Annotated in this window: 28 protein-coding genes; 13 read left to right on the forward strand and 15 right to left on the reverse strand. The window is 66.8% G+C overall.

All coding sequences use genetic code 11. The annotated features are described in order from the left end of the window. Window positions 1-72: 72 nt before the first annotated feature. Entirely contained in the window at window positions 73-1,128 is a 1,056-nt protein-coding gene (gene queG, locus DBV10_RS06685; RefSeq protein WP_124511843.1) for a tRNA epoxyqueuosine(34) reductase QueG, read from the forward strand. A 76-nt stretch (window positions 1,129-1,204) separates the two neighbouring features. Here the strand turns inward: queG and DBV10_RS06690 are convergent, their stop codons facing one another. Together DBV10_RS06690 and DBV10_RS06695 are read right to left on the reverse strand one after the other, a co-directional pair. After that, window positions 1,205-1,852, reverse strand: coding sequence for a GDSL-type esterase/lipase family protein (locus tag DBV10_RS06690; RefSeq protein WP_124511845.1), 648 nt, complete (start codon window positions 1,850-1,852; stop codon window positions 1,205-1,207). Beyond that, entirely contained in the window at window positions 1,852-2,757 is a 906-nt protein-coding gene (locus DBV10_RS06695; RefSeq protein WP_124511847.1) for an AEC family transporter, read from the reverse strand. The genes DBV10_RS06690 and DBV10_RS06695 overlap by 1 nt, the downstream gene beginning before the upstream one ends. Window positions 2,758-2,883: 126 nt before the next feature. On the opposite strand from DBV10_RS06695, the gene DBV10_RS06700 reads away from it, so the two are divergent. The 3 genes from DBV10_RS06700 to DBV10_RS06710 all read left to right on the forward strand — a co-directional run bounded on the left by DBV10_RS06700 (window position 2,884) and on the right by DBV10_RS06710 (window position 5,862). Beyond that, complete coding sequence (locus tag DBV10_RS06700; RefSeq protein ID WP_124511849.1) at window positions 2,884-3,849, forward strand: tripartite tricarboxylate transporter substrate binding protein BugE; 966 nt, start codon at window positions 2,884-2,886, stop codon at window positions 3,847-3,849. Window positions 3,850-3,919: 70 nt separating this feature from the next. Further along, the gene (gene xerD / locus DBV10_RS06705) at window positions 3,920-4,819 is read left to right on the forward strand and encodes a site-specific tyrosine recombinase XerD (protein WP_124511851.1); all 900 of its coding nucleotides are present in this window, start codon (window positions 3,920-3,922) and stop codon (window positions 4,817-4,819) included. 80 nt (window positions 4,820-4,899) lie between these two features. Continuing rightward, on the forward strand, window positions 4,900-5,862 hold the full coding sequence (locus DBV10_RS06710) for a tripartite tricarboxylate transporter substrate binding protein (RefSeq protein ID WP_124511853.1): 963 nt from the start codon (window positions 4,900-4,902) through the stop codon (window positions 5,860-5,862). Window positions 5,863-6,007: 145 nt separating this feature from the next. Here DBV10_RS06710 and DBV10_RS06715 read toward each other — a convergent pair whose 3' ends face one another. From DBV10_RS06715 to DBV10_RS06725, 3 genes are all read right to left on the reverse strand, one after another. Continuing rightward, the gene (locus DBV10_RS06715; RefSeq protein WP_124511855.1) at window positions 6,008-7,288 is read right to left on the reverse strand and encodes an EAL and HDOD domain-containing protein; all 1,281 of its coding nucleotides are present in this window, start codon (window positions 7,286-7,288) and stop codon (window positions 6,008-6,010) included. Between the two features lie 104 nt (window positions 7,289-7,392). After that, complete coding sequence (locus DBV10_RS06720; RefSeq protein WP_124511857.1) at window positions 7,393-8,661, reverse strand: EAL and HDOD domain-containing protein; 1,269 nt, start codon at window positions 8,659-8,661, stop codon at window positions 7,393-7,395. Window positions 8,662-8,794: 133 nt separating this feature from the next. Next, window positions 8,795-9,598 (reverse strand): ferritin-like domain-containing protein, encoded by an 804-nt coding sequence (locus DBV10_RS06725; RefSeq protein ID WP_124511859.1) that lies wholly within the window; start codon window positions 9,596-9,598, stop codon window positions 8,795-8,797. Between the two features lie 115 nt (window positions 9,599-9,713). On the opposite strand from DBV10_RS06725, the gene DBV10_RS06730 reads away from it, so the two are divergent. The 3 genes from DBV10_RS06730 (at window position 9,714) to DBV10_RS06740 (ending at window position 11,997) form a co-directional block, all read left to right on the forward strand. Further along, window positions 9,714-10,238, forward strand: coding sequence for a gamma carbonic anhydrase family protein (locus tag DBV10_RS06730; protein WP_124511861.1), 525 nt, complete (start codon window positions 9,714-9,716; stop codon window positions 10,236-10,238). Window positions 10,239-10,274: 36 nt separating this feature from the next. Continuing rightward, window positions 10,275-11,267, forward strand: a complete 993-nt coding sequence (locus tag DBV10_RS06735; RefSeq protein ID WP_124511863.1) for an Hsp33 family molecular chaperone HslO — start codon at window positions 10,275-10,277, stop codon at window positions 11,265-11,267. A gap of 232 nt (window positions 11,268-11,499) precedes the next feature. Beyond that, window positions 11,500-11,997, forward strand: coding sequence for a CZB domain-containing protein (locus DBV10_RS06740; protein WP_124511865.1), 498 nt, complete (start codon window positions 11,500-11,502; stop codon window positions 11,995-11,997). A 38-nt stretch (window positions 11,998-12,035) separates the two neighbouring features. On the opposite strand, the gene DBV10_RS06745 is transcribed toward DBV10_RS06740, so the two are convergent. The 6 genes from DBV10_RS06745 to DBV10_RS06770 form a co-directional block, all read right to left on the reverse strand. Continuing rightward, the gene (locus DBV10_RS06745; protein ID WP_124511867.1) at window positions 12,036-12,527 is read right to left on the reverse strand and encodes a hypothetical protein; all 492 of its coding nucleotides are present in this window, start codon (window positions 12,525-12,527) and stop codon (window positions 12,036-12,038) included. A gap of 80 nt (window positions 12,528-12,607) precedes the next feature. Beyond that, window positions 12,608-12,886, reverse strand: a complete 279-nt coding sequence (locus DBV10_RS06750; RefSeq protein WP_124511869.1) for a septum formation initiator family protein — start codon at window positions 12,884-12,886, stop codon at window positions 12,608-12,610. A gap of 32 nt (window positions 12,887-12,918) precedes the next feature. After that, complete coding sequence (eno, locus tag DBV10_RS06755) at window positions 12,919-14,205, reverse strand: phosphopyruvate hydratase (protein ID WP_124511871.1); 1,287 nt, start codon at window positions 14,203-14,205, stop codon at window positions 12,919-12,921. Window positions 14,206-14,380: 175 nt separating this feature from the next. Then, the gene (locus tag DBV10_RS06760) at window positions 14,381-14,671 is read right to left on the reverse strand and encodes a DUF1330 domain-containing protein (protein ID WP_056173684.1); all 291 of its coding nucleotides are present in this window, start codon (window positions 14,669-14,671) and stop codon (window positions 14,381-14,383) included. Between the two features lie 4 nt (window positions 14,672-14,675). Beyond that, window positions 14,676-15,533, reverse strand: coding sequence for a 3-deoxy-8-phosphooctulonate synthase (kdsA, locus tag DBV10_RS06765; protein ID WP_124511873.1), 858 nt, complete (start codon window positions 15,531-15,533; stop codon window positions 14,676-14,678). 11 nt (window positions 15,534-15,544) lie between these two features. After that, window positions 15,545-17,200, reverse strand: a complete 1,656-nt coding sequence (locus DBV10_RS06770) for a CTP synthase (protein ID WP_124511875.1) — start codon at window positions 17,198-17,200, stop codon at window positions 15,545-15,547. Between the two features lie 250 nt (window positions 17,201-17,450). On the opposite strand from DBV10_RS06770, the gene coaBC reads away from it, so the two are divergent. The 3 genes from coaBC to DBV10_RS06785 all read left to right on the forward strand — a co-directional run bounded on the left by coaBC (window position 17,451) and on the right by DBV10_RS06785 (window position 20,338). Continuing rightward, the gene (gene coaBC / locus DBV10_RS06775; protein ID WP_124511877.1) at window positions 17,451-18,674 is read left to right on the forward strand and encodes a bifunctional phosphopantothenoylcysteine decarboxylase/phosphopantothenate--cysteine ligase CoaBC; all 1,224 of its coding nucleotides are present in this window, start codon (window positions 17,451-17,453) and stop codon (window positions 18,672-18,674) included. Window positions 18,675-19,166: 492 nt separating this feature from the next. Beyond that, the gene (dut, locus tag DBV10_RS06780) at window positions 19,167-19,613 is read left to right on the forward strand and encodes a dUTP diphosphatase (protein WP_124511879.1); all 447 of its coding nucleotides are present in this window, start codon (window positions 19,167-19,169) and stop codon (window positions 19,611-19,613) included. A 221-nt stretch (window positions 19,614-19,834) separates the two neighbouring features. Continuing rightward, the gene (locus DBV10_RS06785) at window positions 19,835-20,338 is read left to right on the forward strand and encodes a glycine zipper 2TM domain-containing protein (protein ID WP_124511881.1); all 504 of its coding nucleotides are present in this window, start codon (window positions 19,835-19,837) and stop codon (window positions 20,336-20,338) included. A gap of 242 nt (window positions 20,339-20,580) precedes the next feature. Here the strand turns inward: DBV10_RS06785 and DBV10_RS06790 are convergent, their stop codons facing one another. Beyond that, window positions 20,581-21,105: a peptidylprolyl isomerase gene (locus DBV10_RS06790; protein WP_124511884.1), complete on the reverse strand. Its 525-nt coding sequence runs from the start codon at window positions 21,103-21,105 to the stop codon at window positions 20,581-20,583. Window positions 21,106-21,169: 64 nt separating this feature from the next. Here DBV10_RS06790 and DBV10_RS06795 point away from each other — a divergent pair, with 64 nt between their 5' ends. The 3 genes from DBV10_RS06795 (at window position 21,170) to DBV10_RS06805 (ending at window position 23,378) form a co-directional block, all read left to right on the forward strand. After that, window positions 21,170-22,306 carry a cupin domain-containing protein gene (locus tag DBV10_RS06795; protein ID WP_124511886.1) on the forward strand — a complete coding sequence of 379 codons (1,137 nt, stop codon included), beginning with the start codon at window positions 21,170-21,172 and terminating at the stop codon, window positions 22,304-22,306. 13 nt (window positions 22,307-22,319) lie between these two features. Beyond that, window positions 22,320-22,841 carry a hypothetical protein gene (locus DBV10_RS06800; protein ID WP_124511888.1) on the forward strand — a complete coding sequence of 174 codons (522 nt, stop codon included), beginning with the start codon at window positions 22,320-22,322 and terminating at the stop codon, window positions 22,839-22,841. 267 nt (window positions 22,842-23,108) lie between these two features. Beyond that, window positions 23,109-23,378 (forward strand): hypothetical protein, encoded by a 270-nt coding sequence (locus tag DBV10_RS06805; RefSeq protein WP_124511890.1) that lies wholly within the window; start codon window positions 23,109-23,111, stop codon window positions 23,376-23,378. 195 nt (window positions 23,379-23,573) lie between these two features. Here the strand turns inward: DBV10_RS06805 and DBV10_RS06810 are convergent, their stop codons facing one another. The 3 genes from DBV10_RS06810 to dapA form a co-directional block, all read right to left on the reverse strand. Further along, on the reverse strand, window positions 23,574-24,371 hold the full coding sequence (locus DBV10_RS06810; RefSeq protein WP_124511892.1) for an MBL fold metallo-hydrolase: 798 nt from the start codon (window positions 24,369-24,371) through the stop codon (window positions 23,574-23,576). Window positions 24,372-24,464: 93 nt separating this feature from the next. Then, window positions 24,465-25,559, reverse strand: a complete 1,095-nt coding sequence (gene bamC, locus DBV10_RS06815) for an outer membrane protein assembly factor BamC (protein ID WP_124511894.1) — start codon at window positions 25,557-25,559, stop codon at window positions 24,465-24,467. Window positions 25,560-25,617: 58 nt separating this feature from the next. Then, window positions 25,618-26,517 (reverse strand): 4-hydroxy-tetrahydrodipicolinate synthase, encoded by a 900-nt coding sequence (dapA, locus tag DBV10_RS06820; RefSeq protein ID WP_124511896.1) that lies wholly within the window; start codon window positions 26,515-26,517, stop codon window positions 25,618-25,620. Window positions 26,518-26,531: the final 14 nt, after the last annotated feature.

The raw sequence follows: 26,531 nt of genomic DNA on the forward strand, positions 1-26,531 counted from the left end.
TTCGGCGGCGGCCGGGGCGGCGCTTTCTACAATCTGGCCGGTATGTGGTGCAACAGTCAACTCGTTCCTCAAATGCAGGAGTGGGCCCGCGAACTGGGATTTTCCCAAATCGGCGTGGCGGGGGTAGACCTGTCCGCCGCCGAGCCCGGCCTTGCGGCCTGGCTGGCCCAGGGATTCCATGGCGAGATGCATTACATGGCATCGCATGGCATGAAGCGCGCGCGCCCGGCCGAGCTGGTGCCCGGCACCGTGAGCGTGGTCACGGCGCGCATGGATTATTTGCCCCGGGACACGGAAAAAGGCGCAGAGCAAGGCTGGCAGGCCATGGAGCTGGGCCGGCTGGCGCGTCCGCACGAAGGCATCGTCTCGGTCTATGCCCGGGGCCGGGATTATCACAAGGTGCTGCGCGCGCGACTGCAAAAGTTGAGCGACCGCATCGCCGAGGCGATTGGCCCCTTCGGCCACCGCGTGTTCACCGATTCGGCCCCGGTGCTGGAGGCCGAGCTGGCCGCGCGCAGCGGCCAGGGCTGGCGCGGCAAGCACACGCTGGTGCTCAACCGCGAGGCGGGGTCCATGTTCTTTCTGGGCGAGATCTATGTGGACATGGCGCTGCCTGCGAGCGCGCCCGTCACCGCGCACTGCGGCAGCTGCAGCGCCTGCATCGACATTTGCCCCACACAGGCCATCATTGCGCCGCACCGCATCGACGCGCGGCGCTGCATCTCGTACCTCACCATCGAGCATGCGGGGCCGATTCCGCTGGAGTTGCGCCCCCTGCTGGGCAACCGCATCTATGGCTGCGACGACTGCCAGCTCATTTGCCCCTGGAACAAGTTTGCCCAGGTCAGCCGCCTGCCGGATTTTGACGAGCGCAAGGGCCTGTCGGGCCAACAGCTGGTGCACCTGTTCGCGTGGGACGAGGCCACCTTCCTGCGCATGACCGAGGGCGGCCCCATCCGCCGCATCGGGCACGAGCGCTGGCTGCGCAACGTGGCCGTGGCATTGGGCAATGCGCTCGCGGCCACGGGGGATGCCACGCTGCGCACGGCGCTGCAATCGCGCGCGCAGGACGGGAGCGCGCTGGTGCGCGAGCATGTGGCCTGGGCGCTGGGCGAGGTATTTGAGTGAAATCGGCTTCTAGCGCCTGATGGGCAGGCGCTGTCAGCTATCAAAAAAGGAGTTTTTGGGGCGTGGCGTGCCCTGGCTACCGCGCCAGCAGCCCGCTGTCCTTGAGCGTGTCCACCAGGCCGCGCGTGAACTGCTCGTAGCCTGCAGCGTTCGCATGGATCTGGTCGGACCGCAGGCGTGCGTCGGCCAGCACGCCGGCCCAGCCCTTGGCATGCAGCGGAATCTTGAGCTCGCTGGCAATCTCTTCGTACAGCGCGTGGTCGCTCAGCCGGCCGGCGGCGGCCATCAGCGACAGCTCGGGCACGGCCACCAGCAGCACCTGGGCGCCGCCGGACCGGGCTTCCGAGCAGATGCGCAGGACGTTGGCGCGCGTGGCGGCGGCATTCTGGCGGCGCAGAAAGTCGTTGCCGCCAATGCTCACGATCACCAGCGCGGGCTGGTGCCTGTGCAGCAGGCCCGGCAGGCGATCGAGCGCCTGGGCCGAGGTGTCGCCCGAGATGCCGCCATTGACCACCTTCCAGCCCGTCAGGCGCTGCAGCACGGCGGGGTAGGCCGTGTCGGCCGAGGCGCCCACGCCCGAGGTCAGCGAGTCGCCCAGCGCCAGCACCGTGGCATCGGCCGGCACCAACTGCGCGCGCGGCGCTTTGCGCCCGCAGGCGGCCAGGGCCGCAGCCCCTGCCGCGAGCAGCAGCCATCGGCGGCTGAGGGGGCTCGGGGGGCGCATCACCGCAACACCCCCAGCGCAAACGGCAGGCTCAGCACGCCCAGCAACGTGGACAGCGTCACCAGCCCCGCCACATACGGCCCGTTGTAGCCCATGCGGGCCGCGAGCACGTAGCAGGTCGACGCCGTGGGCAGGGCCGAGAAGGCCAGCAGCACCGTGGTCTGCACCGGGTCCAGCCCAAACAGCCGCGCCAGCGCGAACGCCAGCAGGGGCTGCACCAGGTGGCGGATGGCCAGCACCGACACGCTCAGCGCCTTGCCCCGTGTGAGCAGGCCAAACTGCAGGCCGGCGCCGGCGGCCATCAGCCCGAGGGCCAGCGAGGCCGCGCTGATGCGGCTGACCGTGGGCACGGCCCACTCGGGGATCTGAAAGCCCAGCAGGTTGGCCGCCAGGCCCGATGCCGTGGCAATGATCAGCGGGTTGCGCACCAGCTCGCGCGCAAAGCTGTGCTGGCCCTGCCGCGCCATGGGCCACACGGCCGCCACGTTGAACAAGGGCACGCACACGCCGATCAGCACGGCAATCATGAGCAGGCCCTGCGTGCCTGCCAGCCGTTCGGCAATCGCCAGGCCAATGAAGGAGTTGAAGCGGAACGCCACCTGCGCGCTCGCGGCGTGGTCGCGCGCATCAATGTGCTTGCCGAGCCAGGGCCAGTGCGGCAGGCTGTAGGCCAGCGCGATGCCGATCACGCCCGAGAGCATGCCCGCGCCAATCAGCCCCGATGCGGCGCTGATGTCCACCGGGCTTTTGACGATGGACTGGAACAGCAGCACCGGAAAGAGCAGGTAGTACACCAGGCTTTCGACCGGTTGCCAGACCGAGCGGTTGAGGGCGGTGTAGCGGCAGATCAGGTAGCCGCACAGGATGAGGGAAAAGTCAGGGAGCAGAAGCTGGGCGTAGTTCACGCTGCCGAGAATACTTGATGCGCGGCAAGGCCCTGGGGTTAGCCCTTATGTGGAATCCGCAGGGCGCCAAAGTGGCGGTTGCGCATACCATCGGCGCTGTTTGTTACCCGCACGAAGGAGAACTCAATGCATCGTCGTCAATGGCTCGCGCTGACCGTACTGGCTGCCGCGGCAGGATCGGCTGCGGCCCAGGGCTACCCCAACAAAGTGATCCGCCTGGTGGTGCCTTTTGCCCCCGGCGGCACCACGGACATCATTGCGCGCGTGATCGCCGAGCCGCTGGGCCGTGTGCTAGGCCAGAGCGTGATCGTGGACAACAAGGCCGGTGGCGGCGGCATTGTGGGTGCCGCCGAACTGGCCCGCGCCACCCCCGATGGCTACACGCTGGGCGTGGCTACTGTGTCCACCACGGCTGCTAATCCGGCCATCAACCCCAAGACGCCCTACAACCCGCTGACGGACTTCGCGCCCATCATCAACATTGCGGCCACGCCCAACATCATTGCGGTGAACCCCAGCTTCCCGGCCAAGGACTACAAGGCCTTTGTGGCCGAACTCAAGAAGTCGCCCGGCAAGTACTCTTACTCCTCGTCCGGCACGGGCGGCATCGGCCACCTGCAGATGGAGCTGTACAAGAACCTCTCGGGCACGTTTGTGACGCACATCCCCTACCGTGGCGCGGGCCCCGCGCTGAACGACACGGTGGCCGGCCAGGTGCCCATGATTTTTGACAACCTGCCCTCGGCCCTGCCCTTCATCAAGGAAAACCGCCTGGTGCCCATCGTGGTGGCGGCGCCCCAGCGCGTGGCGGCCCTGCCCAACACGCCCACGTTCAAGGAACTGGGCCTGGAGCCGGTGAACCGCATGGCCTACTACGGCATCGTGGGCCCCAAGGGTCTGCCCAAGGACATCGTGGACAAGATCAACGCCGGCGTGCGCAAGGCGCTGGAAGACCCGGCCGTGAAAAAGCGCATCGAGGACACCGGTTCGCTCGTGGTCGGCAACACGCCCGAGCAGTTTGCCGACCAGATCAAGGCCGAGTTTGCCGTCTACAAGGACGTGGTCGTCAAGCAGAAGCTGACGCTCGAATAAGCGCGGTACGCGCACCCCTGAAAAGCCGCCCCATGGTCCGGGCGGCTTTTTTACGTGCTATCGTTTTTGTATGCTTGCCCCCAGCCTGAACGCGATCGATGCCTTTGTGGATGCCCTGTGGCTGGAGGACGGCCTGGCGCGCAACACGCTAGCGGCCTACCGGCGCGACCTGACGCTGTATGCGCAGTGGCTGGCGGTCCAGGAGCCTGCGCTGGCGCTGGACGACACGGTCGAGCTGAACCTCAACGCCTACTTTGCCGCCCGCCACGCGCAAACCCGTGCCACCTCGGCCAACCGGCGCCTCACGGTGCTGCGCCGCTACTTCCATTGGGCGCTGCGCGAGCGGCGCATCACGGCCGACCCCACGCTGCGGCTGCAGGCCGCGCGCCAACCCCTGCGTGTGCCCAAGACCTTGTCGCAGGCGCAGGTAGAGGCGCTGCTGAATGCCCCCGACCTGGGCAACCCCCTGGGCCTGCGCGACCGCACCATGCTGGAGCTGATGTATGCCAGCGGCCTGCGCGTGACCGAGCTGGTCACGCTCAAGACCTTTCAGCTCGGGCTGAACGAAGGCGTGCTGCGCGTGGTGGGCAAGGGCAGCAAGGAGCGCCTGGTGCCGTTTGGCGATGAGGCCCGCGCCTGGCTGGAGCGCTACCTGCACGAGGCACGGGGGGCCATCCTGGGCGGGCAGCAGACGGACGACCTGTTCGTGACCCAGCGCGGCAGCGGCATGACGCGGGTGATGTTCTGGGTCATCGTCAAGAAATGGGCGGCCGTGGCGGGCATCACGGTGCCGCTGTCGCCGCACACCCTGCGCCACGCCTTTGCCACGCACCTGCTCAACCATGGTGCCGACCTGCGCGTGGTGCAGCTGCTGCTGGGCCATGCCGACATATCCACCACCACCATCTACACCCATGTGGCGCGCGAGCGGCTCAAGTCCTTGCATGCCCAGCACCATCCCAGGGGCTAGGGTGACACGCCCTCGGGTCACACGCCCCAGTGCGGGTGAGATCCCTGTCCTCGTTTCCGTTGATAAGAAAGAAGTCCTGCATGAAACAATTGATTGTTGGCGCCTGCCTGCTGGGCGCCACGGCGCTGGCCATGGCCCAGGCCTGGCCCACAGCCAAGCCCATCCGCATCGTCGTGGCCTACCCGGCCGGTGGAGTGAGCGACAACGTGGCCCGTGCGCTGGCCGACAAGCTGGCGGTGCAGCTGGGCACACCCGTCGTCATCGAGAACCGGGCCGGCGCCAGTGGCAGCCTGGGTGTGGATGCCGTGGCCAAGGCCGCGCCGGACGGCTACACGCTCGGCTTTGCCGCCGTGAGCCCGCTGGCGCTCAATCCGCACCTGGGCAAGTCGCCGTTCGACCCGCAAAAGGACATCGCCCCGGTGGTGAGTGTGATGTATTCGCCCGTGCTGCTGCTGGGCACATCGGCCAGCCGTGCGGTGGACTTCAAGGACCTGATCGCCGCGGCGCGGGCCAGGCCCGGGGCGGTGCGCTGGGCCACGTCGGGCCAGGCATCGCTGGGGCACATCATGCTGGAGCAGATCCAGGCGGTGGCGCAGGTGCAGATCACGCACATCCCCTACAAGGGCGGCGGCCAGCAGATGAACGATGCGCTGGGCGGGCAGTTCGAGGTGCTGTCCACCAACGCCGGGGCGGCCGTGCTGCAGCATATCCAGGCGGGCAAGCTCAAGCCGTTGGCCGTGGGCGCGCCTGCGCGGCTGGATTCATTGCCCGATGTGCCCACCCTGGCCGAGCTGAAACAGCCGGCGGCCAACCTGTCGTCGCTGTTCGGCATCTATGCCCCGGCGCAGACGCCCAAGGCGGTCATCACGCGCATCAACACCGAGGTGAACAAGGCCCTGGCCCTGCCCGACATCCGGGCCAAGCTCGATGCCACTGACAACGTGCCCACGGGCGGCACCACGGCGGAGTTCGCGCGCCAGATCGCGCAGGAGTCGGAGAGCAATGCGCGCATCATCCGCGCCGCCGGCATCCAGGGCAACTGAGCGTGGACGGGATGCGAACTGAACTGGGCACGGCCACCGCGCACCTGAGCCGGGCCATGCCGGGCTGAAAACGACACAGGCCCTGGGAATGCCAGGGCCTGTGCAGGTGGGAGGGGGTGGAGTGCGGCGTCGAGGTGGCGCTTAATTAATCTTCACCCAGGCTCTCGGCCCAGGTCAGGGCCTGCAGGTGGGCCCAGTTGACCTGGCGGTTGGACAGGTGCAGCGCATCGGCGTTCTTGGCAAAGGCCACTTCGTCGCCGCTTTCGCAGGCCTTGGTCAGTTCCAGGAAGGGCGCGAACACACCGGTGCCGCGCAGCAGGGCGTCCATCACGGGCTCGGGCAGGGCCACGGATTCGAGGGCCTTTTCCAGCGGCACGCCCAGCATGGTGTCGAGCAGCGAGAACACGCCCACCACGAAGGCGTTGTCGCATTCTTCGGGCGGCAGCAGCTCGGCGGCCAGCAGCTCCATGAGGCGGCCGCGCACCACGGCGGTCTGGCCCACGGCCGGTGGCGCGCCGCCCGCGCGCGAGGTGGTCATCAAAAGCGCCGCCCAGCGGAACAGCTTTTTCAGGCCCAGGATCATGACCGCGTGGCGGAACGACGTGATCTCGCACGACAGGCCAAACCCCGACGAGTTAATGAAGCGCAGCAGGTTGAAAGACAGCGTGGGGTCTTTCTTGAGCAGGTCCTCGATCTCGGCCGTGCTGGCCTGTTTGCGCACCAGGTTGATGAGCTGGATGATGGTGGCCTGCGAGGGGCGGATGGTGGTGGCCTTGACCAGCGAGGGCAGGGCAAACCAGTAGCCCTGGAACAGCTTCACGCCCAGGTCGCGCATGAGTTCGTACTGCTCGGCGGTTTCCACCTTTTCGGCCACCAGCGTGGCCTTGCCATGGGCGGTTGCAAACTTGACGAGCGGTGCGGCCAGCTCGGGTTTGAAGGCCTGCATGTCCAGCTTGATGAAGGCCGCCAGGGGCAGCCAGCTGGTGTAGGCGCGCTTGAGCGCCTGCTGGTCGAACGCCAGGCGGAAGCCGCGCGTGCGCAGGGCCTCCAGCGTGGGCAGGCGCCCTTCGATCTCTTCCTGCGTGGCGCCATCGGGCAGGGGCGGGACTTCGAGCACCACCTTTTCGGGGTGGATCAGCTCCAGGTGGCCGCCCGAGAGGCTGTCGTGCGTGCAGTTGATGAAGACGGTTTTCTTGCCCACCAGGGCTTCGGTGCCCGCATAGGACAGGGCGTTGAACAGCAGGGCGGCGTCGCTGGCGGCGGTGTGCGAGTCGGAGGCGGTGGACCGGTCGAACAGCTCGTAGCCATAGACCGCGCGGTGCTCGTCCACGATGGCCTGGCGGGCGATGATGGCGAGGTTTTCGTCAACCGGCTCCACCGCAGGGGAGGCCGCTTGCGGGGTGTCTTGTTCAGGTGTGCTCGACATGGGGTCCGCTGTAAAGAAAGGCTGTATGGATTCTAGACCCCGATGGCCCCGCTGCGAACCAATGTCTGGCAGCGCAGGCCTGCGCTGCCGCCACTGCCAGCGGGTCAGTCGCCCAGGTGGTCCGCCCAGGCCAGCGCCTGCAGGTGCGCAAAGTTGATCTGCTGGCTGGACAGGTGCAGCAGGCCCGCCGTGCGGTCAAACACCACATCGTCACTGGATTCGCAGGCCTCGGCCAGGGTGAGCAGGTCGCCCAGGAAGCCCTCGCGGCGCAGCAGGGCTGCGGCCACGGGCTCGGGCACGTTGAGCAGGCCCAGCGCGGATTCCATGGGCATGGACAGCATCACGTCGAGCAGCGAGAAGATGCCCACCACGAAGGCCTGGTCGGCCTCTTCGGGGGGCAGGGTTTCCAGCGCCAGCAGCTCCATCAGCCGCCCCCGCACCACGGCGGTCTGCCCCACGGACGAGGGCGTGCCCCCGGCGCGTGAGGCCGTGAGCAGCAGCGCCGCCCAGCGGAACAGCTTTTTCAGGCCCATGAGCATCACGGCCTGGCGGAAGGTGGTGACCTCGCGCGACAGGCCAAAGCCTGCCGAGTTGATCAGGCGCATGAGGTTGAAGGCCAGGCCAGCATCCTTCTTGAGGGTCTCCTCGATGTCGTCCGTGCTCGCCTGTTTGCGCACCTGGTTGATGAGTTCGATGATGCTGGCCTGCGAAGGGGCGAGCAGCTTGGCCTCGACCAGCGAGGGGCGCGCAAACCAGTAGCCCTGGAACATCTGCACGCCCTGGCTGGACACCATGTCGTATTGCTGGGCGGTCTCGACCTTCTCGGCGATCAGCTCGGCCTTGGAGTTGCGCCCCGCGTAGCTGATGAGCACGGCCAGCTGGTCAGGCGCCAGCACGGACAGGTCGAGCTTGATGTAGTCGGCCAGCGGCAGCCAGGGCGCATAGGCCGACTGCAGCACGGTGTGGTTGAACGCCAGGTGAAAGCCCCGGTCGCGCAGTTCGGCCAGGATGGGCATGCGCGTGGCGACTTCTTCGGCGGCGGCGTGGCCCAGGGGCGGGATCTCCAGCACCACCTTGTCGGGGTCCACCAGCTCCAGGTGGCCGCCCGAGAGGCTTTCGTGCGTGCAGTTCACGAAGATGAGCTTCTTGCCCACCAGCTCTTCGGTGCCTGCATGCGACAGCGCCGTGAAGACCAGGATCACGTCGGTGGCCGCCGTGTGCGCCGCGCCGCTGCGCGAGCGGTTGAACAGCTCGTAGCCCACCACGACCTGCTGCGCGTTCACGATGGCCTGCCGCGCAATCATGGCGACCGAGGACTGGTTGCCGGGGGGCGGGGGCGTGAGGGAAGCCCCGGGAGTGGTGGGTGAGGTCATGGCGAGAGTATGGAAGAAAGAAGGCCCCGTGTCAGCGGTGGTCTGCATGGGGCGGCAAAGGGCTTTTGTGGCCAGCGCGGCGGATTGTAGGAGCCGCTGCCGGGCTGCTTGTAACCAGAAGATCAGAGTGGGATCAGAGCTGCTGCAGCCAGCGCAGTTCGTTGTCGGTGAAGCCGGCCTTGCGGCGGGCGGCCTCGTTGAACGGCGGTTTCAGGCGCGGGGCCTCGTATTGTGCGACCAGGGTGCCGTAGTGGGTCTCGGGGTCGTGCCCCGCGCGCTCGCACAGCCAGCGGTACCAGTGGTTGCCGATGGCCACATGGCCGACCTCGTCGCGCAGGATGGTGTCCAGGATGGCCACGGCGGCCAGCGCGTCCGGCGTGCCCACCTGGCGCAGCTTGGCCTGGATCTGGGGCGTGGCATCAAGCCCCCGGGCCTCCAGCGTGCGCGGCACCAGGGCCATGCGGGCCAGGATGTCGTGGCCGGTCTTCTCGCACATGGTCCACAGGCCCTGGTGCGCCGGGAAGTCGCCGTAGTCATGCCCCTGGCTGCGCAGGTGGTCGCGCAGCAGCCTGAAATGCCGGGCCTCCTCGGCCGCCACCAGCAGCCAGTCCAGGTAATAGGCCTGCGGCATGCCGCCAAAGCGCCAGACGGCATCCAGCGCCAGGTTGATGGCATTGAACTCGATGTGCGCAATGGCGTGGATCAGCACCGCGCGGCCCTCGGGCGTGGCGGGCGAGCGCCGGGCCACGTCCGTGTGGCGCCGCAGCTCCGGCCGCGCAGGGCGGCCGGGCAGGTCGTGCGCGCTGCCGGGCAGGGTGGGTGGGGTGTCTGCTATTGAAAGCGTAGCTGCTTGGGCATGCAGGTCGAGCGCTGCAGCCGCTTTTTGTTCAGGGTCTGCAAGGCACAAGACCTGCAATGCACGTTGGCGAAGCTCCATCCTTACAATTCTAGGCCGTTGCCAACGGTGCCCGCAGCTGCGGGGCGCCGCCGGTTGGCGCTTCCCCCATTCCAAAACGCAGGCCCCGATGCCTGCCCCCCACGGAGACTTTTGCATGGCGATTTACGAACTCGATGGCGTGGCGCCCCAGGTGCCGGCAACGGCCTGGGTGGCCGACAGCGCGCAGGTGATGGGCAACGTGGTGCTGGGCGAAGACGCCAGCGTGTGGTTTGGCACGGTGATCCGGGGCGACACCGAGAGCATCACCATCGGCGCGGGCTCCAACATCCAGGACGCGAGCGTGCTGCACGCCGACATCGGCAAGCCCCTGGTGGTGGGCGAGCGCGTGACGGTGGGCCACCAGGTCATGCTGCACGGCTGCACCATCGGCGACGAATCGCTGATCGGCATCGGTGCCGTGGTGCTCAACGGCGCGAAGATTGGCAAGCACTGCCTGGTGGGCGCGGGCGCGCTGGTCACCGAGGGCAAAGAGTTTCCCGATGGCTCCATGATCATCGGCAGCCCCGCCAAGGCCGTGCGCGAGCTGACCCCCGAGCAGATCGAGGGCCTGCGCCAGAGCGCCCAACACTACATTGACAACGCGCGCCGTTTTCAAAACGGCCTGCACAAAATCGGCTGAACGCCGCTGCTGCTTTTTTTCTCCTGGAACCCCTGCGTGTCTGAACTCCACAAGTTTCTTTTTGATGGCCTGCCCGTGCGCGGCATGATCGTGCGCCTGACCGATGCCTGGACCGAAATCCTGCGCCGCCGCGCGGGCAACACCGCCACCGGCGCCTATCCCGCGCCCGTGAGCGAGCTGCTGGGCGAGATGGCGGCGGCCGGCGTGCTGATGCAGTCCAACATCAAGTTCAATGGTGCGCTGGTGCTGCAGGTGTTTGGCGACGGCCCGGTCAAGCTGGCCGTGACCGAAGTGCAGTCCGACCTGAGCCTGCGCGCCACGGCCACCGTGAATGGCGAGGTGCCATCGGACGCGAAGCTGAGCCAGATGGTCAATGTGGGCGGCGGTGGCCGCTGCGCCATCACCCTGGACCCCAAGGACCGCCACCCCGGCCAGCAGCCCTACCAGGGCGTGGTGCCGCTGCATGGCGACCACCATGAAAAGCTGGAGCGCCTGTCGGACGTGCTGCAGCACTACATGCTGCAGTCCGAGCAGCTCGATACCATCCTGGTGCTGGGTGCGAACGACCAGGTGGCTGCGGGCCTCTTGATCCAGCGCATGCCCATCAAGGGCGAGGGCAACCTGGCTGCAGGCCTCACGCACCGCGAGAACGAAGACCAGATCGGCCACAACGAGGACTACAACCGCATTGCCCACCTGGCATCCAGCCTGACGCGCGAAGAGCTGCTGACGCTGGACGTGGACACCATCCTGCGCCGCCTGTTCTGGGAGGAAAAGCTGCTGCGCTTCGAACCGCAGCAGGGCGCCAGCGGCCCGCGTTTTGCCTGCACCTGCAGCCGTGAGCGCGTGAGCAACATGCTGCGCAACCTGGGGGCGCAAGAGATCGAGAGCATCCTGGCCGAGCGCGAGGACATTGAGGTGGGTTGCGAGTTCTGCGGTCAGCAGTACCGGTTTGACGCGGTGGATGCCGCGCAGATTTTTGTCTCGCCCGCCGCCAGCCAGCCGCCCGGGCCCACGGGCATCCAGTAAGCCCAGGGGCCGCAGGCCCGCAGCAGCCCTCTGCATGGGCGCAGCGCGCCGCCAGCCGGGATTGCACGGCTGACCATCGTTGACATTCGACGTCTCCATCCCCGCCTAAGATTCATGGGCCATCGCGCGGTGTCCGTTCCGGCCGCAGCGCAGGGCCGGGGCGCCGCGTGCTGCGCCGAGGCAGCGGCCCCCGGCCGCTGATGAATCTGAGAGAACCTGTTTCGAGGGTGCCATGGAGTTACTACGTCGCGTTCTGGGTGTTCGCCGTGCCGGCCCGGCGGTTGCTGCCGCTGCGCCCGCCCAAGTGCTGTTCGACAGCGCTGCAGTGCCGGACTCGCGCCGTGGCGACAGCCTGCTGGCCACCCTGGACATCGACGCGGCCATCAATGCCCACGAACGCTGGAAGGCCCGCCTGATGGACTACCTGGAGGGCCGCACGGCCGTGGGCCTGGACCCGGCCCTGGTGCGCCGGGTGGACCACAGCGTGCTGGGCCGCTGGCTGCACGGCGTAGGGGGCGAGGTGCTGGGCGACCAGCCAGCCTTTCCGTTGCTGGTGGCGCGCTACCAGTATTTCCATGAGCAGGCCGCCACCCTGGTCGAGCTGGCCCAGCAGGGCGAATGGGACCGGGCGGTGCAGGTGCTCAATGGCGGGTACCGCTATGGCTCCAGCCAGGTGGTGCTGCTGCTCAGGGAGCTGCAGCGCGGGCTGGTGCGTTCGCTCGCAGAGTGAAGCGCTGAACGGCCCCGTGGGGGCCGCGTCGTGAAGGGTCAGCCCGGGCGCGCAGTGGGCCGGCTGCCCACCAGCGAGGTGAAGAGGCGGTGCTCGCAGACAGGGTCGCTGCATTTTTCGCAGTCCCAGGCGCGCAGCCGCGGGGTGCGAGGGCTTTTCTCTGTATCCAATTCCATGCTGGCGCCCGCAGGTTCTGCCTGATGTGCTATTTTTTTAATAGCATTGAGCGCATGTGCAATGCGCTGTTCCCCTTGGCCATACACCACCCGGTACGCAACACCGCCGTGCTGCAGTGCTGCGCGCAGCTGCGCGTCGATGGCTTCCTGCGCGGCGCGGTCTTCGGCCGGGCAGGGGAGGTCCAGGCCCATCAGCAGCGTCAGTGCGGCGGAAGGGTGCGTGGGGGGGAGGGTGGGCAGCGGCGTGGCGACTTCCACGATCCGCGCTGCGCTGGCGGGGATGCGCTGCCGCAGCGCCAGGGCCAGCGCCTCGGCACCCGTGTGCGGGGCGCCCATGAGGGCGATCAGGGGCAAGGAGGTGGAGAGCGGGGGCACAGAAGATGAAGGCGCGCGGTGTCGCGTAGTGGCCCAGGCCGCCACCGTGGCGCAGCCGCTCAGCGGGGCGTGAACTGCACGTAGACCTCGTTGGGCCTGACCATGCCCAACTCGCTGCGTGCCTTTTCTTCCACCATGTCCAGCCCTTCCTTGAGGTCGTGCACCTCGGAGGTCAGGCGGGCATTGCTCTGGCGGGCCCGGTCATTGGCCGCCTTCTGCACATCGATCTGCCGCTGCATCTCGTTGACGCGCGGCACGCTGCCCCGGCCCAGCCAGAGCTGGGCGTGCAGCGCCCCCAGCAAGGCCAGCAGGATGACGGGGACGATGCGGGAGACCATGGCGGGGCTCGCTCAAGCGAGGAGGCCGGGGCTTAGCGCAAGTTGTAGAACGCAGCGCGGCCGGGGTACTCGGCGATCTCGCCCAGGTCTTCCTCGATGCGCAGGAGCTGGTTGTACTTGGCGATGCGGTCCGAGCGCGACAGCGAGCCGGTCTTGATCTGGCCGGCGTTGGTGCCCACCGAGATGTCGGCGATGGTGCTGTCTTCGGTCTCGCCCGAGCGGTGCGAGATCACGGCGGTGTAGCCCGCGCGCTTGGCCATCTCGATGGCGGCGAAGGTTTCGGTCAGCGTGCCGATCTGGTTGATCTTGATGAGGATCGAGTTGGCGATGCGCTTGTCAATGCCTTCCTTCAGGATCTTGGTGTTGGTCACGAACAGGTCGTCACCCACCAGCTGGACCTTGTCGCCCAGGCGCTCGGTCAGGTGCTTCCAGCCGTCCCAGTCGCCTTCGTGCATGCCGTCTTCGATGCTGATGATGGGGTACTTGTCCACCCAGGCCGCCAGCATGTCGGTCCATTGCTGGGCGGTGAGCTTGAGGCCGCCTTCGCCTTCCAGCACGTACATGCCGTCCTTGTAGAACTCGCTGGCCGCGCAATCGAGGCCCAGGGCGATTTGCTCGCCGGCCGTGTAGCCTGCGGCTTCGATGGCCTGCAGGATCAGGCGGATCGCGGCTTCGTGGTTCTCGACGCTGGGGGCAAAGCCGCCTTCGTCGCCCACGGCGGTGCTCATGCCCTTGTCGTGGATGATCTTCTTGAGCGCGTGGAACACCTCGGCACCCCAGCGCACGGCTTCGCGGAAGGTGGGTGCGCCCACGGGGATGATCATGAACTCCTGCAGATCGAGGCTGTTGTTGGCGTGTGCGCCGCCGTTGATCACGTTCATCATGGGCACGGGCAACTGCACGCTGCCCATGCCGCCCAGGTAGCGGTACAGCGGCAGGCCGGATTCTTCGGCGGCGGCGCGGGCCACGGCCATGGAGACGGCGAGCATGGCGTTGGCGCCCAGGCGGCTCTTGTTTTCGGTGCCATCGAGGTCGATCAGGGTCTTGTCCAGGAAGGCCTGCTCGGAGGCATCCAGGCCCAGCACGGCTTCGCTGATCTCGGTGTTGATGTGCTCCACGGCCTTGAGCACGCCCTTGCCCAGGTAGCGGCTCTTGTCGCCGTCGCGCATTTCAATGGCTTCGCGGCTGCCGGTGGAGGCGCCCGAAGGCACGGCGGCGCGGCCCATCACGCCCGATTCCAGCAGCACGTCGCATTCGACGGTGGGGTTGCCGCGGCTGTCCAGCACTTCGCGGCCTACGATGTCAACAATGGCACTCATGATTTTCCTTGAGGTTTTTGAAATTCATTCAGACGGGCGGGGCGGGCTTTGTCTCTAGAAACCGGATGGCCGCTTGGGCACGCCTGTGGTCATTTCTGCTACTGATTTGATAGTAAATCAGCGGGCAGGTACGAACCGGGTACAACCCGACCAGCGTGAGGTCGTTAAAAGTTTCTCAGACGCCTTCGACGCACACCATGCGCATGATGGCTGCCCCTTCGCGGGCCGCCTTGGCTTTCTGGTATTCGGGGGTGTCGTAGAAGGCGCGCGCCGCATCAAAGCTGGCGAACTTGAGGATCACTGTGCGGCCGGGGTTCCAGTCGCCCTCCAGCACTTCGACCTTGCCGCCGCGCACGCACACCTCGGCGCCGTGGGCCTGCATGGCCAGCGTGCTCCACTTGCGGTACTCCTCGTACTGCGTGGGGTTGGTGACGGTGACGGATGCGATGACGTAACCACTGCTCATGTCTTCAGGCTCCAAAGTTGTTTTCGAGGAATCCGTTTTTCTTGGTGACATCGTCCAGCGCCACCAAGGTCTCCAGCAGCGCCTTCATGTGCTTGAGCGGCACGGCGTTGGGGCCGTCCGACCAGGCTTCGGCGGGCTTGGGGTGGGTTTCCATGAACAGGCCCGCCACGCCCACGGCCACGCCCGCACGGGCCAGCACCGGCACCATCTCGCGCGCGCCGCCGCTCACGGCGCCCAGGCCGCCGGGCTTTTGCACCGAGTGGGTCACATCGAACACCACGGGGGCGCCCGAGTTGCGCATCTCGGCCAGGCTGGTCATGTCGGCCACGAGGTTGTTGTAGCCAAAGCTCACGCCACGTTCGCAGGCCAGGAAGCGGTCTGGGGGCAGGCCCACCTCCTGCGCGGCAGCGCGGGCCTTGTCGATCACGTTCTTCATGTCCCAGGGCGCAAGGAACTGGCCCTTTTTGATGTTCACCGGCTTGCCGCTTTGCGCCACCGCGCGGATGAAATCCGTTTGGCGGCACAGGAAGGCCGGCGTTTGCAGCACATCGACCACGCTGGCCACCTCGGCCACGTGCGAGGTGTCGTGCACGTCGGTCAGGATGGGCAGCTGCAGCTGGCGGCGCACTTCATCGAGGATCTTCAGGCCCGCCTCCAGCCCCACGCCACGCTGGCTGGTGCCGGAGGAGCGGTTGGCCTTGTCGAACGAGCCCTTGTAGATCAGCGGAATGCCCAGCGGTGCACAGGCCTCCTTGAGCTGGCCTGCCACGTCCAGCGACATCTGCAGGCCTTCGATGGAGCAGGTGCCTGCGATCAGGAAGAAGCGCTGGTCCAGGCCGACGTTGAATCCGCACAGCTGCATGGTGGGTTCCTTCAGGCTTTCGCCTGCTTCTGGTGCTCCACGGCCGCCTTGATGAAGGCATTGAACAGCGGGTGGCCGTCCCAGGGCGTGGACTTGAACTCGGGGTGGAACTGCACTCCGATGAACCAGGGGTGCACGGCTTGGGGCAGCTCCACGATCTCGGTGAGCTGCTCGCGTTGCGTCAGGGCCGAGATCACGAGGCCTGCCTTGCGCAACTGGTCCAGGTAGTTCACGTTGGCTTCGTAGCGGTGGCGGTGGCGCTCGGTCACCACGTCGCCATAGATGGTGTGCGCCAGCGTGCCGGCCGACACATCGGAACTTTGGGCGCCCAGGCGCATGGTGCCGCCCAGGTCGGAGTTCTCGTCGCGCTTTTTGATGGTGCCGTCGGCGTCCTTCCACTCGGTGATCAGGGCGATCACGGGGTGGGGCGTGGTGGCATCGAACTCGGTGCTGTTGGCGTGGGCCAAGCCTGCCACATGGCGGGCGTATTCGATGGTGGCGACCTGCATGCCCAGGCAGATGCCCAGGTAGGGCACCTTGCGCTCGCGGGCGAATTGGGCTGTGGCGATCTTGCCTTCCACGCCGCGCTGACCAAAGCCGCCGGGCACCAGGATGGCGTCGTACTTCGCCAGTTTGGCCACGGCGTCCGCGCTGTCGATGGTTTCGGAATCGACATGGTCGATCTTCACGCGCACATGGTTGCGCATGCCGGCGTGGCGCAGGGCTTCGTTGACCGACTTGTAGCTGTCCGACAGGTCCACGTACTTGCCCACCATGGCGATGGTGACTTCACCTTGGGGGTGCTCGGTCTCATGAACCAGGTCGTCCCAGCGCTTGAGGCTGGTGGGCGGCGTGTTCAGGCGCAGCTTGTCGCAGATCAGGCCGTCGAGGCCCTGTTCGTGCAGCATGCGGGGCACCTTGTAGATGGTGTCCACATCCCACATGCTGATCACGCCCCATTCGGGCACGTTGGTGAACAGCGAGATCTTGGCGCGTTCTTCTTCGGGAATGCGGCGGTCTGCGCGGCACAGCAGGGCGTCGGCCTGGATGCCGATTTCGCGCAGCTTTTGCACGGTGTGCTGGGTGGGCTTGGTCTTGAGCTCGCCCGCTGCCGCGATCCAGGGCAGGTAGGTCAGGTGCACGAAGGCCGCGTTGTTCGGCCCCATGCGCAGGCTCATCTGGCGCACGGCTTCGAGGAAGGGCAGCGATTCGATGTCGCCCACCGTGCCGCCGATCTCGACGATGGCCACATCCACGGCATCGGGCGTGCCGATGCCGGCGCCGCGTTTGATGAATTCCTGGATCTCGTTGGTGACATGGGGAATGACCTGCACGGTCTTGCCCAGGTAGTCGCCGCGGCGTTCCTTCTCCAGCACGGACTGGTAAATTTTGCCCGTGGTGAAGTTGTTGGTTTTCTTCATGCGCGTTTCGATGAAACGCTCATAGTGGCCCAGATCCAGGTCGGTTTCTGCGCCGTCGTCGGTCACGAAAACCTCGCCGTGCTGGAACGGCGACATGGTGCCCGGATCTACGTTGATGTAGGGGTCAAGCTTGATGAGGGTGACTTTGAGTCCCCGCGATTCGAGGATCGCGGCAAGGGAGGCTGAGGCGATTCCCTTACCGAGGGAAGACACCACACCGCCGGTGACGAAGACAAATTTGGTCATGTCTGAAGGGAGCCTCTCGGAACCTGTAGCGACGCAAGCATCTACGGATTCGTGCGGTCTGCGGCGTTGCAAATCCTCGCAATGGCTGGGCCATTGCTGTGGTTTGCGCCTAGCAGCCCATCCCGATCCGCAGCGCTTGCTGGCGCTACAGGTTTCGAGAGGCCCCCTGGTGGTGGGAAATTGGGATTATAGATGGCGCCCCGGAGACACCCCTGCCGGCGGGGTCACCCCCGTCTGCTAAATTCGCCCCATGAATGAGCTTGCTGGCAAACACATTGTTCTGGGTCTGAGTGGGGGCGTGGCTTGCTACAAGGCGGCCGATCTGTGCCGCCAGCTCATCAAGGAGGGCGCCACCGTGCAGGTGGTGATGACCGAGGCGGCCGGGCAATTCATCACGCCGGTGACCATGCAGGCCCTGTCCGGCCGACCGGTGTATGGCTCGCAGTGGGATGCGCGCGAGCCCAACAACATGCCCCACATCAACCTCAGCCGCGAGGCCGATGCGGTCCTGATTGCGCCGTGCAGTGCCGATTTCATCGCGCGCCTGGTGCAGGGGCGGGCGGACGAGTTGCTCAGCCTGCTGTGCCTGGCCCGCCCTGCGCAGCAGGTGCCTCTGCTGCTGGCCCCGGCGATGAACCGCGAAATGTGGGCGCACCCCGCCACCCAGCGCAACCTGGCCCAGGTGGCGCAGGATGGCGCGGTGGTGTTGGGGGTGGGAAACGGCGACCAGGCCTGCGGCGAGACGGGCGACGGCCGCATGCTGGAGCCCGAAGAGCTGCTGGAGGAGCTGATCGCCTTCTTCACCCCCAAGGCCCTGGCCGGGCGCCGGGTGCTGGTGACGGCGGGCCCCACGTTTGAAGCCATCGACCCCGTGCGCGGCATCACCAACCTGTCGAGCGGAAAAATGGGCTTTGCGATTGCGCGGGCCGTCCGCGAAGCCGGTGCCGAGGTCACGTTGGTGGCGGGGCCTGTGCATGTGCCTACGCCGCGTGGGGTGCAGCGGGTGAATGTGCAGTCCGCCCAGGAGATGCTGGCAGCGGTCGAGCGGCATGTGCAGGCGGCGTCGGTGTTCATCGCCACGGCTGCCGTGGCGGACTGGCGGCCTGCCAGCCAGTCTTCGCAGAAGATCAAGAAGGATGGTTCGGGCCAGGCGCCGAGCCTGGGGTTTGTCGAGAACCCGGACATTCTGGCCACGGTGGCCAAGTCATCGCATGCCCTGCAGGGCGACCTGTTCTGTGTGGGCTTTGCGGCCGAAAGCCATGACCTGCTGGCCCACGCCACGGCCAAGCGTGCGCGCAAGGGAGTGCCGCTGCTGGTGGGCAATATCGGCCCGGCCACCTTTGGGCAGGACGACAATGCCCTGCTGCTGGTGGATGCCCAGGGGCACCGCGAGCTGCCCCGCGCTTCCAAACGGGTGCTGGCCCAGCAGCTCGTGGTGGAAATCGCCACGCGTTTGCCGCTGCGCGCGGCCTGAAGCGCACTGGCCCACTGTCGGGGGAGATGCCATGAGTCCTGGTTCCACCAAGCCCGAATGGGACACGCCACCCCATGGCGATTTTGCAAGCTATGTGGAGCGCCTGACGGCGCCCCGGCCCGTGAGGCCTGCCTCTCCTGTGCGGGGGGCGGCTTCCATTCCGGCGCCACAGGCCCCGCCGGCTCCCGGCCAAGTGCGGCCGCCCGACCTGGCGCAATGGCTTGCGCCATGGCTGGGAGGGTTGCGTGTGGTGCGCGCTGTGCTCTTGATTCTGGCCGGCTTGCACGGCGCGACCCTGATTTTCTGGGGGTGGGGCTCTTGGGCCACCGTGGTATTCATGGGGGTACTTTGGTGGGTGATGGGGTGGCTGCTCGATGCGGCCCCCAGGATCCTCCGCGTGCCGGGAACGATGGTCCCTGGTGGCATGGACGCACAGCAAGAACGACCGCGGCCCGCAGGGCTGCCGCGCAGTACAGGAAGAAAGAAAACCAAGTGAAGATTGACGTGAAGATTCTGGATCCGCGCATGGCGGACCAATTGCCTGCCTATGCCACGCCCGGCAGCGCGGGCCTGGACCTGCGGGCCTGCCTCGATGCGCCCCTGACCCTGCAGCCCAACGCATGGCAACTGGTGCCCACCGGCATTTCCGTCTACATCCGGGACCCGGGGTACGCCGCCCTGATCCTTCCGCGCTCGGGCCTGGGCCACAAGCACGGCATCGTGCTGGGCAACCTTGTGGGCTTGATCGACAGCGACTACCAGGGCCAGCTCATGGTGAGTGCCTGGAACCGCAGCCCTGTGGCCTTCACGCTGGAGTCCATGGAGCGCCTGGCCCAGCTGGTCATCGTGCCGGTGGTGCAGGCGCAGTTCAATGTGGTCACCGAATTTGAGGCCACCGAACGGGGCGAAGGCGGCTACGGCTCGACCGGCAAGGCCTGACGCCTGTGGCGTCGGCCGCTGGGTGGGGGTGCTGCATTTGTAAGGCGACGCTTACTCTTTTGCGCGACTGTTACCGACAGGGCGTGGGGCGATGTGTCCACGCCGCCGAACCCTGCCGCGTTGTTCCAATCAAACTTGGCGTCCAAGGCGCATTCCTGCGCTTCCCTTGTTGAGCCCTTGGCCGGGCCTGTTGCCGGCCCCTATGACTTCAGGAGATTGAAATGCTGCAATTCACCCGTTCTTTCGCCCTTGCCGGCGTGGTGGTCCTGGCGGGCTCTTTGGCCGCCTGTGGCCACAACCGCCCGGCGCCAGCGCCCCAGTATTCCGGGGGGTATTCCAGCGGCTACCAGACCGCACCAGCCTACCCCAACAACCCGGTGGGCACCGAGTACGGCCGCGTGTCCAACATCGAGGTACTGCAGGGGCGTTCCCAAGGCCAGACCTCCGGGGCAGGGGCTGTGCTGGGTGCCGTGGTCGGTGGCGTCCTGGGCAACCAGGTGGGCAAGGGCTCGGGCCGCGCGGCGGCCACGGCGGTGGGGGTGCTCGGGGGCGCGGTGGCAGGCAATGCCATTGAAGGGCGCAACAACCAGGAGTACGTGCAGGGTTACCGCCTGTCCGTCCACCTGGACCAGGGCGGCTACCGCGTGTACGACGTAAGCAGCCCGGGCGATTTGCGCATTGGTGACCGCGTGCGCCTGTATAACGGCCAGATTTCGCGCCTTTGATCTGAGAAGGTGTGAACAAATCCGCCACGCCCGTTCATCCCGCCAAAACACGCCCACTCGTCGTTGCAAATGCTCGCCATAGCCCGCGCTATAGCTGTGCTTTGCGCCTAGATTGTGTGCGTTTTCGCGGCCTGCTCGGGCACACCGGATTCATTCACACCTTCTGAAGGGCGGAAGGAAAACGGGCGCTCTGAATGCATTCAGAGCGCCCGTCTCCTTGTTGGAGTCTTGCCGCGAGAGGGTCAGTGCAGCAGTGAGTTGCCAGGGGCCTGGGGCTGTACGCGAAAGAAGCCTGTTCCGGCCGTGCCGCGGCCGATTTCTTCCTCGGTGGCTTCGCGCACGGCCTGCACGGTGAGCGTGAGGCGCAGTGCAATGCCCGCCAGCGGGTGGTTGCCGTCCAGCACCACATGCTCGGGGTAGATCTCGGCCACGGTATAGAGCGCGGTGCGGGGGGCATCCGGGTTGCAGCCTTCCGGCAGGGCCATGCCGTCAAAGGTCATGCCTTCTTCGATTTCAGCGGGGAACAGCGCACGGGGCTCCAGGAACAGCAGCTGGTCGTTGAAGTCGCCAAAGGCATCCTCGGGTTCGAGGTGCAGCGCCAGGGTGGCGCCGGGGCCGTGGCCTTGCAGGGCCTCCTCGATGCGGGGCAGGAGATCGTCGCCGCCGACCAAGAACTCCACGGGTTCATCGAGCACGTCCAGTTCTTCGCCCAGCGTGTCCTTGAGCGTCCAGGTCAGTGCGACCACACATTGTTGGGTAATTTCCATAGGAGAATTGTCGCAGTTCGACCAACAGCCACCAACAGCCCCGCAAACGGGCAGAGCTTTTCCCATGGATACCCAGCAACCCCTTTCCCTGCTCGGCGGCCTCACCCCCGCGCAATTCATGCGCCGCCACTGGCAGAAGAAGCCCCTGCTGGTGCGCCAGGCCATTCCCCAGTTTGCGCCGCCTGTGCTGCGGTCCGAGCTGTTTGCGCTGGCCGCCCAGGAGGGCGTGGAGTCGCGCCTGGTGCAATTGGTCAAGGGCGCCTGGAAGCTGCGCCACGGCCCCTTCAACCGCCGTGCGCTGCCTGCGTTGCAGCAACCCGACTGGACTTTGCTGGTGCAAGGGGTGGACCTGCACAACGATGCGGTCCATGCGCTGATGCAGCAGTTCCGCTTCGTGCCCGAGGCGCGGCTGGACGATCTCATGATCAGCTACGCCAGCAACGGCGGCGGCGTGGGGCCGCACTTCGACAGCTACGACGTTTTCTTGCTGCAGGCCCATGGCAAGCGGCGCTGGCGCATTGGTCGCCAGAAGGATCTGACCCTGCGCGATGACATTCCTCTGAAGGTGCTGGCGCAGTTCGAACCGGAAGAAGAGTTTGTGCTGGAGCCGGGCGACATGCTGTACCTGCCGCCGCGCTACGCTCACGACGGGATCGCCGAGGGCGAGTGCATGACCTACTCCATCGGTTTTCGCGCCCCGGCGCGTGCCGAGCTGGCCCAGGAGCTGCTGGTGCGACTGGCAGAAGATGCCGGGGATGCCGATGAAGACAAGCCCCTGCTGTACCGCGACGCGGGCCAGGAGGCGGTCGCGCAGCCTGCCCATATTCCCGCCGGGTTGCATGACTTTGCCCGCGAAGCGCTCGCCCGTGCGCTGGCGCAGCCCCTGGTGCTGGAGCGTGCGCTGGGCGAATACCTGACCGAGCCCAAGCCCAGCGTGTGGTTCGAGCCCGGGGATGTGGGCGTGATGCTGGAGGGCGTGTGCCTGGACCGCAAGAGCCGCATGATGTACGACGCGCAGCACATCTTCATCAATGGCGAGAGCTACCGCGCCGCCGGGCGCGACGCCACCTTGATGCGGCGCCTGGCCGACGAGCGCCGGCTGACGGCGCGCGAGCTGGCCCGTGCCAGCGACGATGCGCTGGCACTGCTCTCGTCGTGGTGCGATGCGGGCTGGGCCCATGTCTGGACGGGCAGCCACTGACCAGGAGACCGTGATGACCGATGTAGCCGCCCCCCCGCCCGAACCCCTGCGTGACCTGCCCGCCGGGCGGTTCAGTGGCCGGGAGGCGTTCCAGCAGCTGGTGCGTGACGCCTTCGCCACGGCAGCCCGGGACGGATGGCAGGAGATCGTCATCAGCGACGCCCATTTTCACGATTGGCCGCTGGGCGAGCGCAGCGTGGTCGAATCCCTGCAGGCCTGGGCCCACAGTGGCCGGCGTTTCACGATGCTGGCCTGCAGCTATGATGACGTGATTCGTCGCCACGCCCGGTTCGTGCGCTGGCGCGGCACCTGGGACCACATCATCACCTGCCGCCGCAGCCCGGCGGCTGACCCCCTGGACCTGCCCAGCGCCCTGTGGTCGCCACAGTGGGTCCTGCACCGCCTGGACCCGGAGCGCTGCGTGGGGGTGACGGGCAGCGAGCCCGATCGCAGGGTGCTGCTGCGGGAGTCGCTCAATGAATGGGTGCGCAGCAAGAGTGCCCCCGGCTTCCCCTCGACCACGCTGGGTTTGTAAACGCCGGTTCCGGGGTTGGGCGACGGGCCCAAGAAAGTGCCCCGCGCTGCATGTGGCAAAGTCCCCACGGTGGTTGGCGCTATGCGCAAAGTCAAGCCGGTGTAAAGCTTTCGTCAGTGTTAGTCAGTATTGACTAAATACCAATATAATCAGCGGTTGCGCCAAAAAGGTGCAAGCCAAGTGCATTGTGCCAATGCGTACCAGGGCTTCAGTGAGCCTGACGCCGTGGCTTTTCAAGATTCTGTCTGACCCAATAGGAAAATCGAAATGAAGAACTCCCTCGTTCTGGCCGCCCTGATCGCTGCTGCTGCACTCGCCGCTTGTGGCAAGAAGGAAGAACCCGCTCCAGCACCTGCTCCCGCACCCGTGGAAGCCCCTGCCGCTGCTCCTGCTGCCGCCGAACCTGCTCCTGCCGCTTCCGACGCAGCTGCTCCCGCCGCCGCTCCTGCTGCTGAAGCCGCTCCTGCTGCCGACGCTGCCAAGGCCGCTGCCGACGCTGCTGCCACCGCCGCTACCGGCGCTTCCGCAGCCAAGTAATTTGCTGCAGGCGATGGGCCGGTTTCCACCGGCCCGTGCCCAGGCCCCGCACCGCAAGGTCGGGGCTTTTTTTATGTCTGTGGCCTGCCCGTCCTGCCCGTCCTGCCCTGCAAGTGCCGCAAGGGGCGGGTGCTGGGGCAGGGCTTTGGGGGGATTTTCTCTTGGCGGCGGCCCCGTGCGGATGGCCTGGCTGGGTCAGCCGCCCCATTGGCGCTCGCCCACGCGCAGCCAATCGGTGCCCTGGGTGGGGCTGGCCACGGTGATCTCTTCTGCCGTCCAGTCCAGTGCGGCGGCCAGGGCCTCTTGCGCGAGGGCGGGGGTATTGTTCTGCGCACTCAGGTGTGCGGCCACCACCTGCAGCAGGCCTGCATGCTGCACGGTGCGCAGAATGTCGGCCGTTGCGGCATTGGCCAGGTGGCCGTAGGGGCCGCCCACCCGGCGTTTCAAGAACGGCGGGTAGCGCGAGGCCTGCAGCATGCCGGGGTCGTGGTTGGCTTCGATCATCAGGGCATGGCAGCCTTGCAGCTGCTCCAGCACATGGGGGCTGGCATGCCCCAGGTCGGTCAGCACGCCAAGGTGGGCGGCGCCATCGGAGCAGCGCAGCTGCAGGGGTTCCCGGGCGTCGTGCGGCACCGTGAAGGGGCGGGCCTGGAATTCGCCCAGGTCAATGGCTTCCAGGTCGTGCGCCACCTGCAGCAGCCCGTCCAGGTCGGGAAAGCCCAGGGCGGCGTGGGTGCCTTCACTCATCCACACAGGAATGCGGTAGCGCACGGCCAGCGCCTGGGCGCAGCCAATGTGGTCGGAATGCTCGTGGGTGATGAAGACGGCGTCGAGGTCCTCAGGTTGCAATTGGGCCTGGGCCAACCGGGCTTGCAACTGGCGGATGCCGAACCCGCAGTCGATCAGCAGGCGGCGTACCTGCGTGCCGCTGCTGCCTTCGACCACGGTGGCATTGCCCGTGCTGCCGCTGCCCAGATTCTTGAAGCGCAGCATGGTGGAGGTGGGACGCTCAAAAAGACCACACCCTGCCGAGGGCTCGGAGCCCGGGGCAGGGTGCTGGTGGGATAGGGCGGTGTGCCTTCTCGATTACTTCAGGTCGTCGGTAATCACGCGCACGATGCGTTCGGCGTTGGCCGAGGTGTCGGGGGCGCCGGCCTCGCTCTGCACCGACACGGTGGTCGATTCGCCCTGGCTGCGCACAACGATGCGGTACTTCAGCGGTGGCGTGGCTGCGCCGGAGCCGCTGAACAGCTTGCCGAAGAAGCCGGGCTCCTTCTTGTCGGCGTTGGGGGCGACGTAGCGCACGAAGTAGGTGCCTTCGTTGCGGTTGCGGTCTTCCACCGTGAACCCCGTACGGTCCAGGGCCAGGCCGACACGGCGCCACGAGCGGTCAAAGCCTTCGTCCAGCTGCACCACGGGCAGGTTGTTGACGGTGGCCATGCGCGCTGTCTGTGCGCGTGGCGCAGGGGCGGCGGCAACGGCCTTGGATTGCTCCTGGCTCACGCCCAGCTTGACCATCAGGCGGCGCAGGAATTCGGTTTCGAGCTCGGGGTCGGAGGCGCGGGGCTGCCACACCGTGTTGTCCTTGGTGGTGGTGCCGTAGACCTCGATCATGCCGCGGTGGGTGATGTAGATCTCGGTGCCGCCATTGGCATTGCGTTCCAGCCGGGTGCGGAACTTGTCGCGTTCGCCGGTGGAGTACAGCGAGTCAAGCATCTTGCCCAGCGTGGAGCGGATGAAGTCCTGCGGCAGCTTGGCGCGGTTTTCGGCCCAGTCGGTTTCCATGATGCCCACGTTGGACTCGGCCTGGGCCAGGTTGAAGCCGTTTTCCTGCCAGAAGTCGCGCACAGGCTCCCAGAGCTTGTCGGCCGGGCGGTTGACCACCAGCCAGCGCTGGTTGCCATCGCGTTCGATGCGCACATCCCCCAACTGCAGGGCGGCCGCATTGGCGGTGCCGGAGGGCTGCGCGGCCTGGCCGGCCTGCAGGGCGGCGGCCGATACGGCGCTGCCGGGCACGGCGTAGCGGGAGTCGCGCGACAGCTGGGTCAGGTCCGGCGGGACTTCCAGGGTCGAGCCCTTGGTGGCGCTTTTGTAGTCGATCTTGTCGCCTTCCAGGGCGGCGCAGGCAGACAGGGCCATGGCGAGGGCCAGCAGGCTCAGGCGGGTGGTAGCAGCTTTCACGCGGAAATCCTTGGGAAGTACAAAGTGTCTCAGGGAGCCGGGCGCGGCCCGGGTTGGATCAGGCCAGCAGGCCGCTGTTGCGCAGCGCGGCCTCGACGACGGCTTCGTTGCCGCTGGACAGCGGCGTCATGGGCAGGCGCATGGTGCCGCCGCACAGGCCCATGCGGGCCATGGCCCACTTGACCGGGATGGGGTTGGCTTCGACGAACAGGTTCTTGTGCACGGGCATCAGCTTGAACTGGATGTCCATGGCGCGGCGCGCGTCGCCCGCCAGGGCTGCCACGCACAGCTCGTGCATCAGGCGCGGGGCCACGTTGGCCGTCACGCTGATGTTGCCATGGCCGCCGCACAGCATCAGGGCCACGGCGGTCGGGTCATCGCCCGAATACACGCCAAAGCCCTGGGGCAGGTCGCGGATGAGCCATTGCGCGCGCTCGATGTTGCCCGTGGCTTCCTTGATGCCGATGATGCCGGGCACCTGGGCCAGGCGCAGCACGGTGTCGTGCTGCATATCGGCCACCGAGCGGCCGGGCACGTTGTAGAGCACGATGGGCAGGTCGCCCGTGGCTTCGGCAATCGCCTTGAAGTGCTGGTACTGGCCCTCTTGCGTGGGCTTGTTGTAGTAGGGCACGACCTGCAGTTGCGTGTCGGCGCCGACCTTCTTGGCAAAGCGCGCCAGTTCGATGGCTTCGGCGGTGGAGTTGGCACCGCAGCCGGCCATGATGGGCACGCGCTTGGCGGATTGCTCGACGGCGACGCGGATGATCTCGCAGTGCTCTTCGACATTGACCGTGGGCGATTCGCCCGTGGTGCCCACCACGCCGATGCAGTCGGTGCCTTCGGCAATATGCCAGTCGATCAGTTTGCGCAGGGCGGGGTAGTCCACGCTGCCGTCCGCGTGCATGGGGGTGACGAGGGCGACGATGCTGCCGGTAAGGGGCACGGAAGAAGAGGTCATGTCCGCAATGAAAA

The organism is Acidovorax sp. FJL06 (genome assembly GCF_003852545.1).
Taxonomy (GTDB): domain Bacteria; phylum Pseudomonadota; class Gammaproteobacteria; order Burkholderiales; family Burkholderiaceae_C; genus Acidovorax.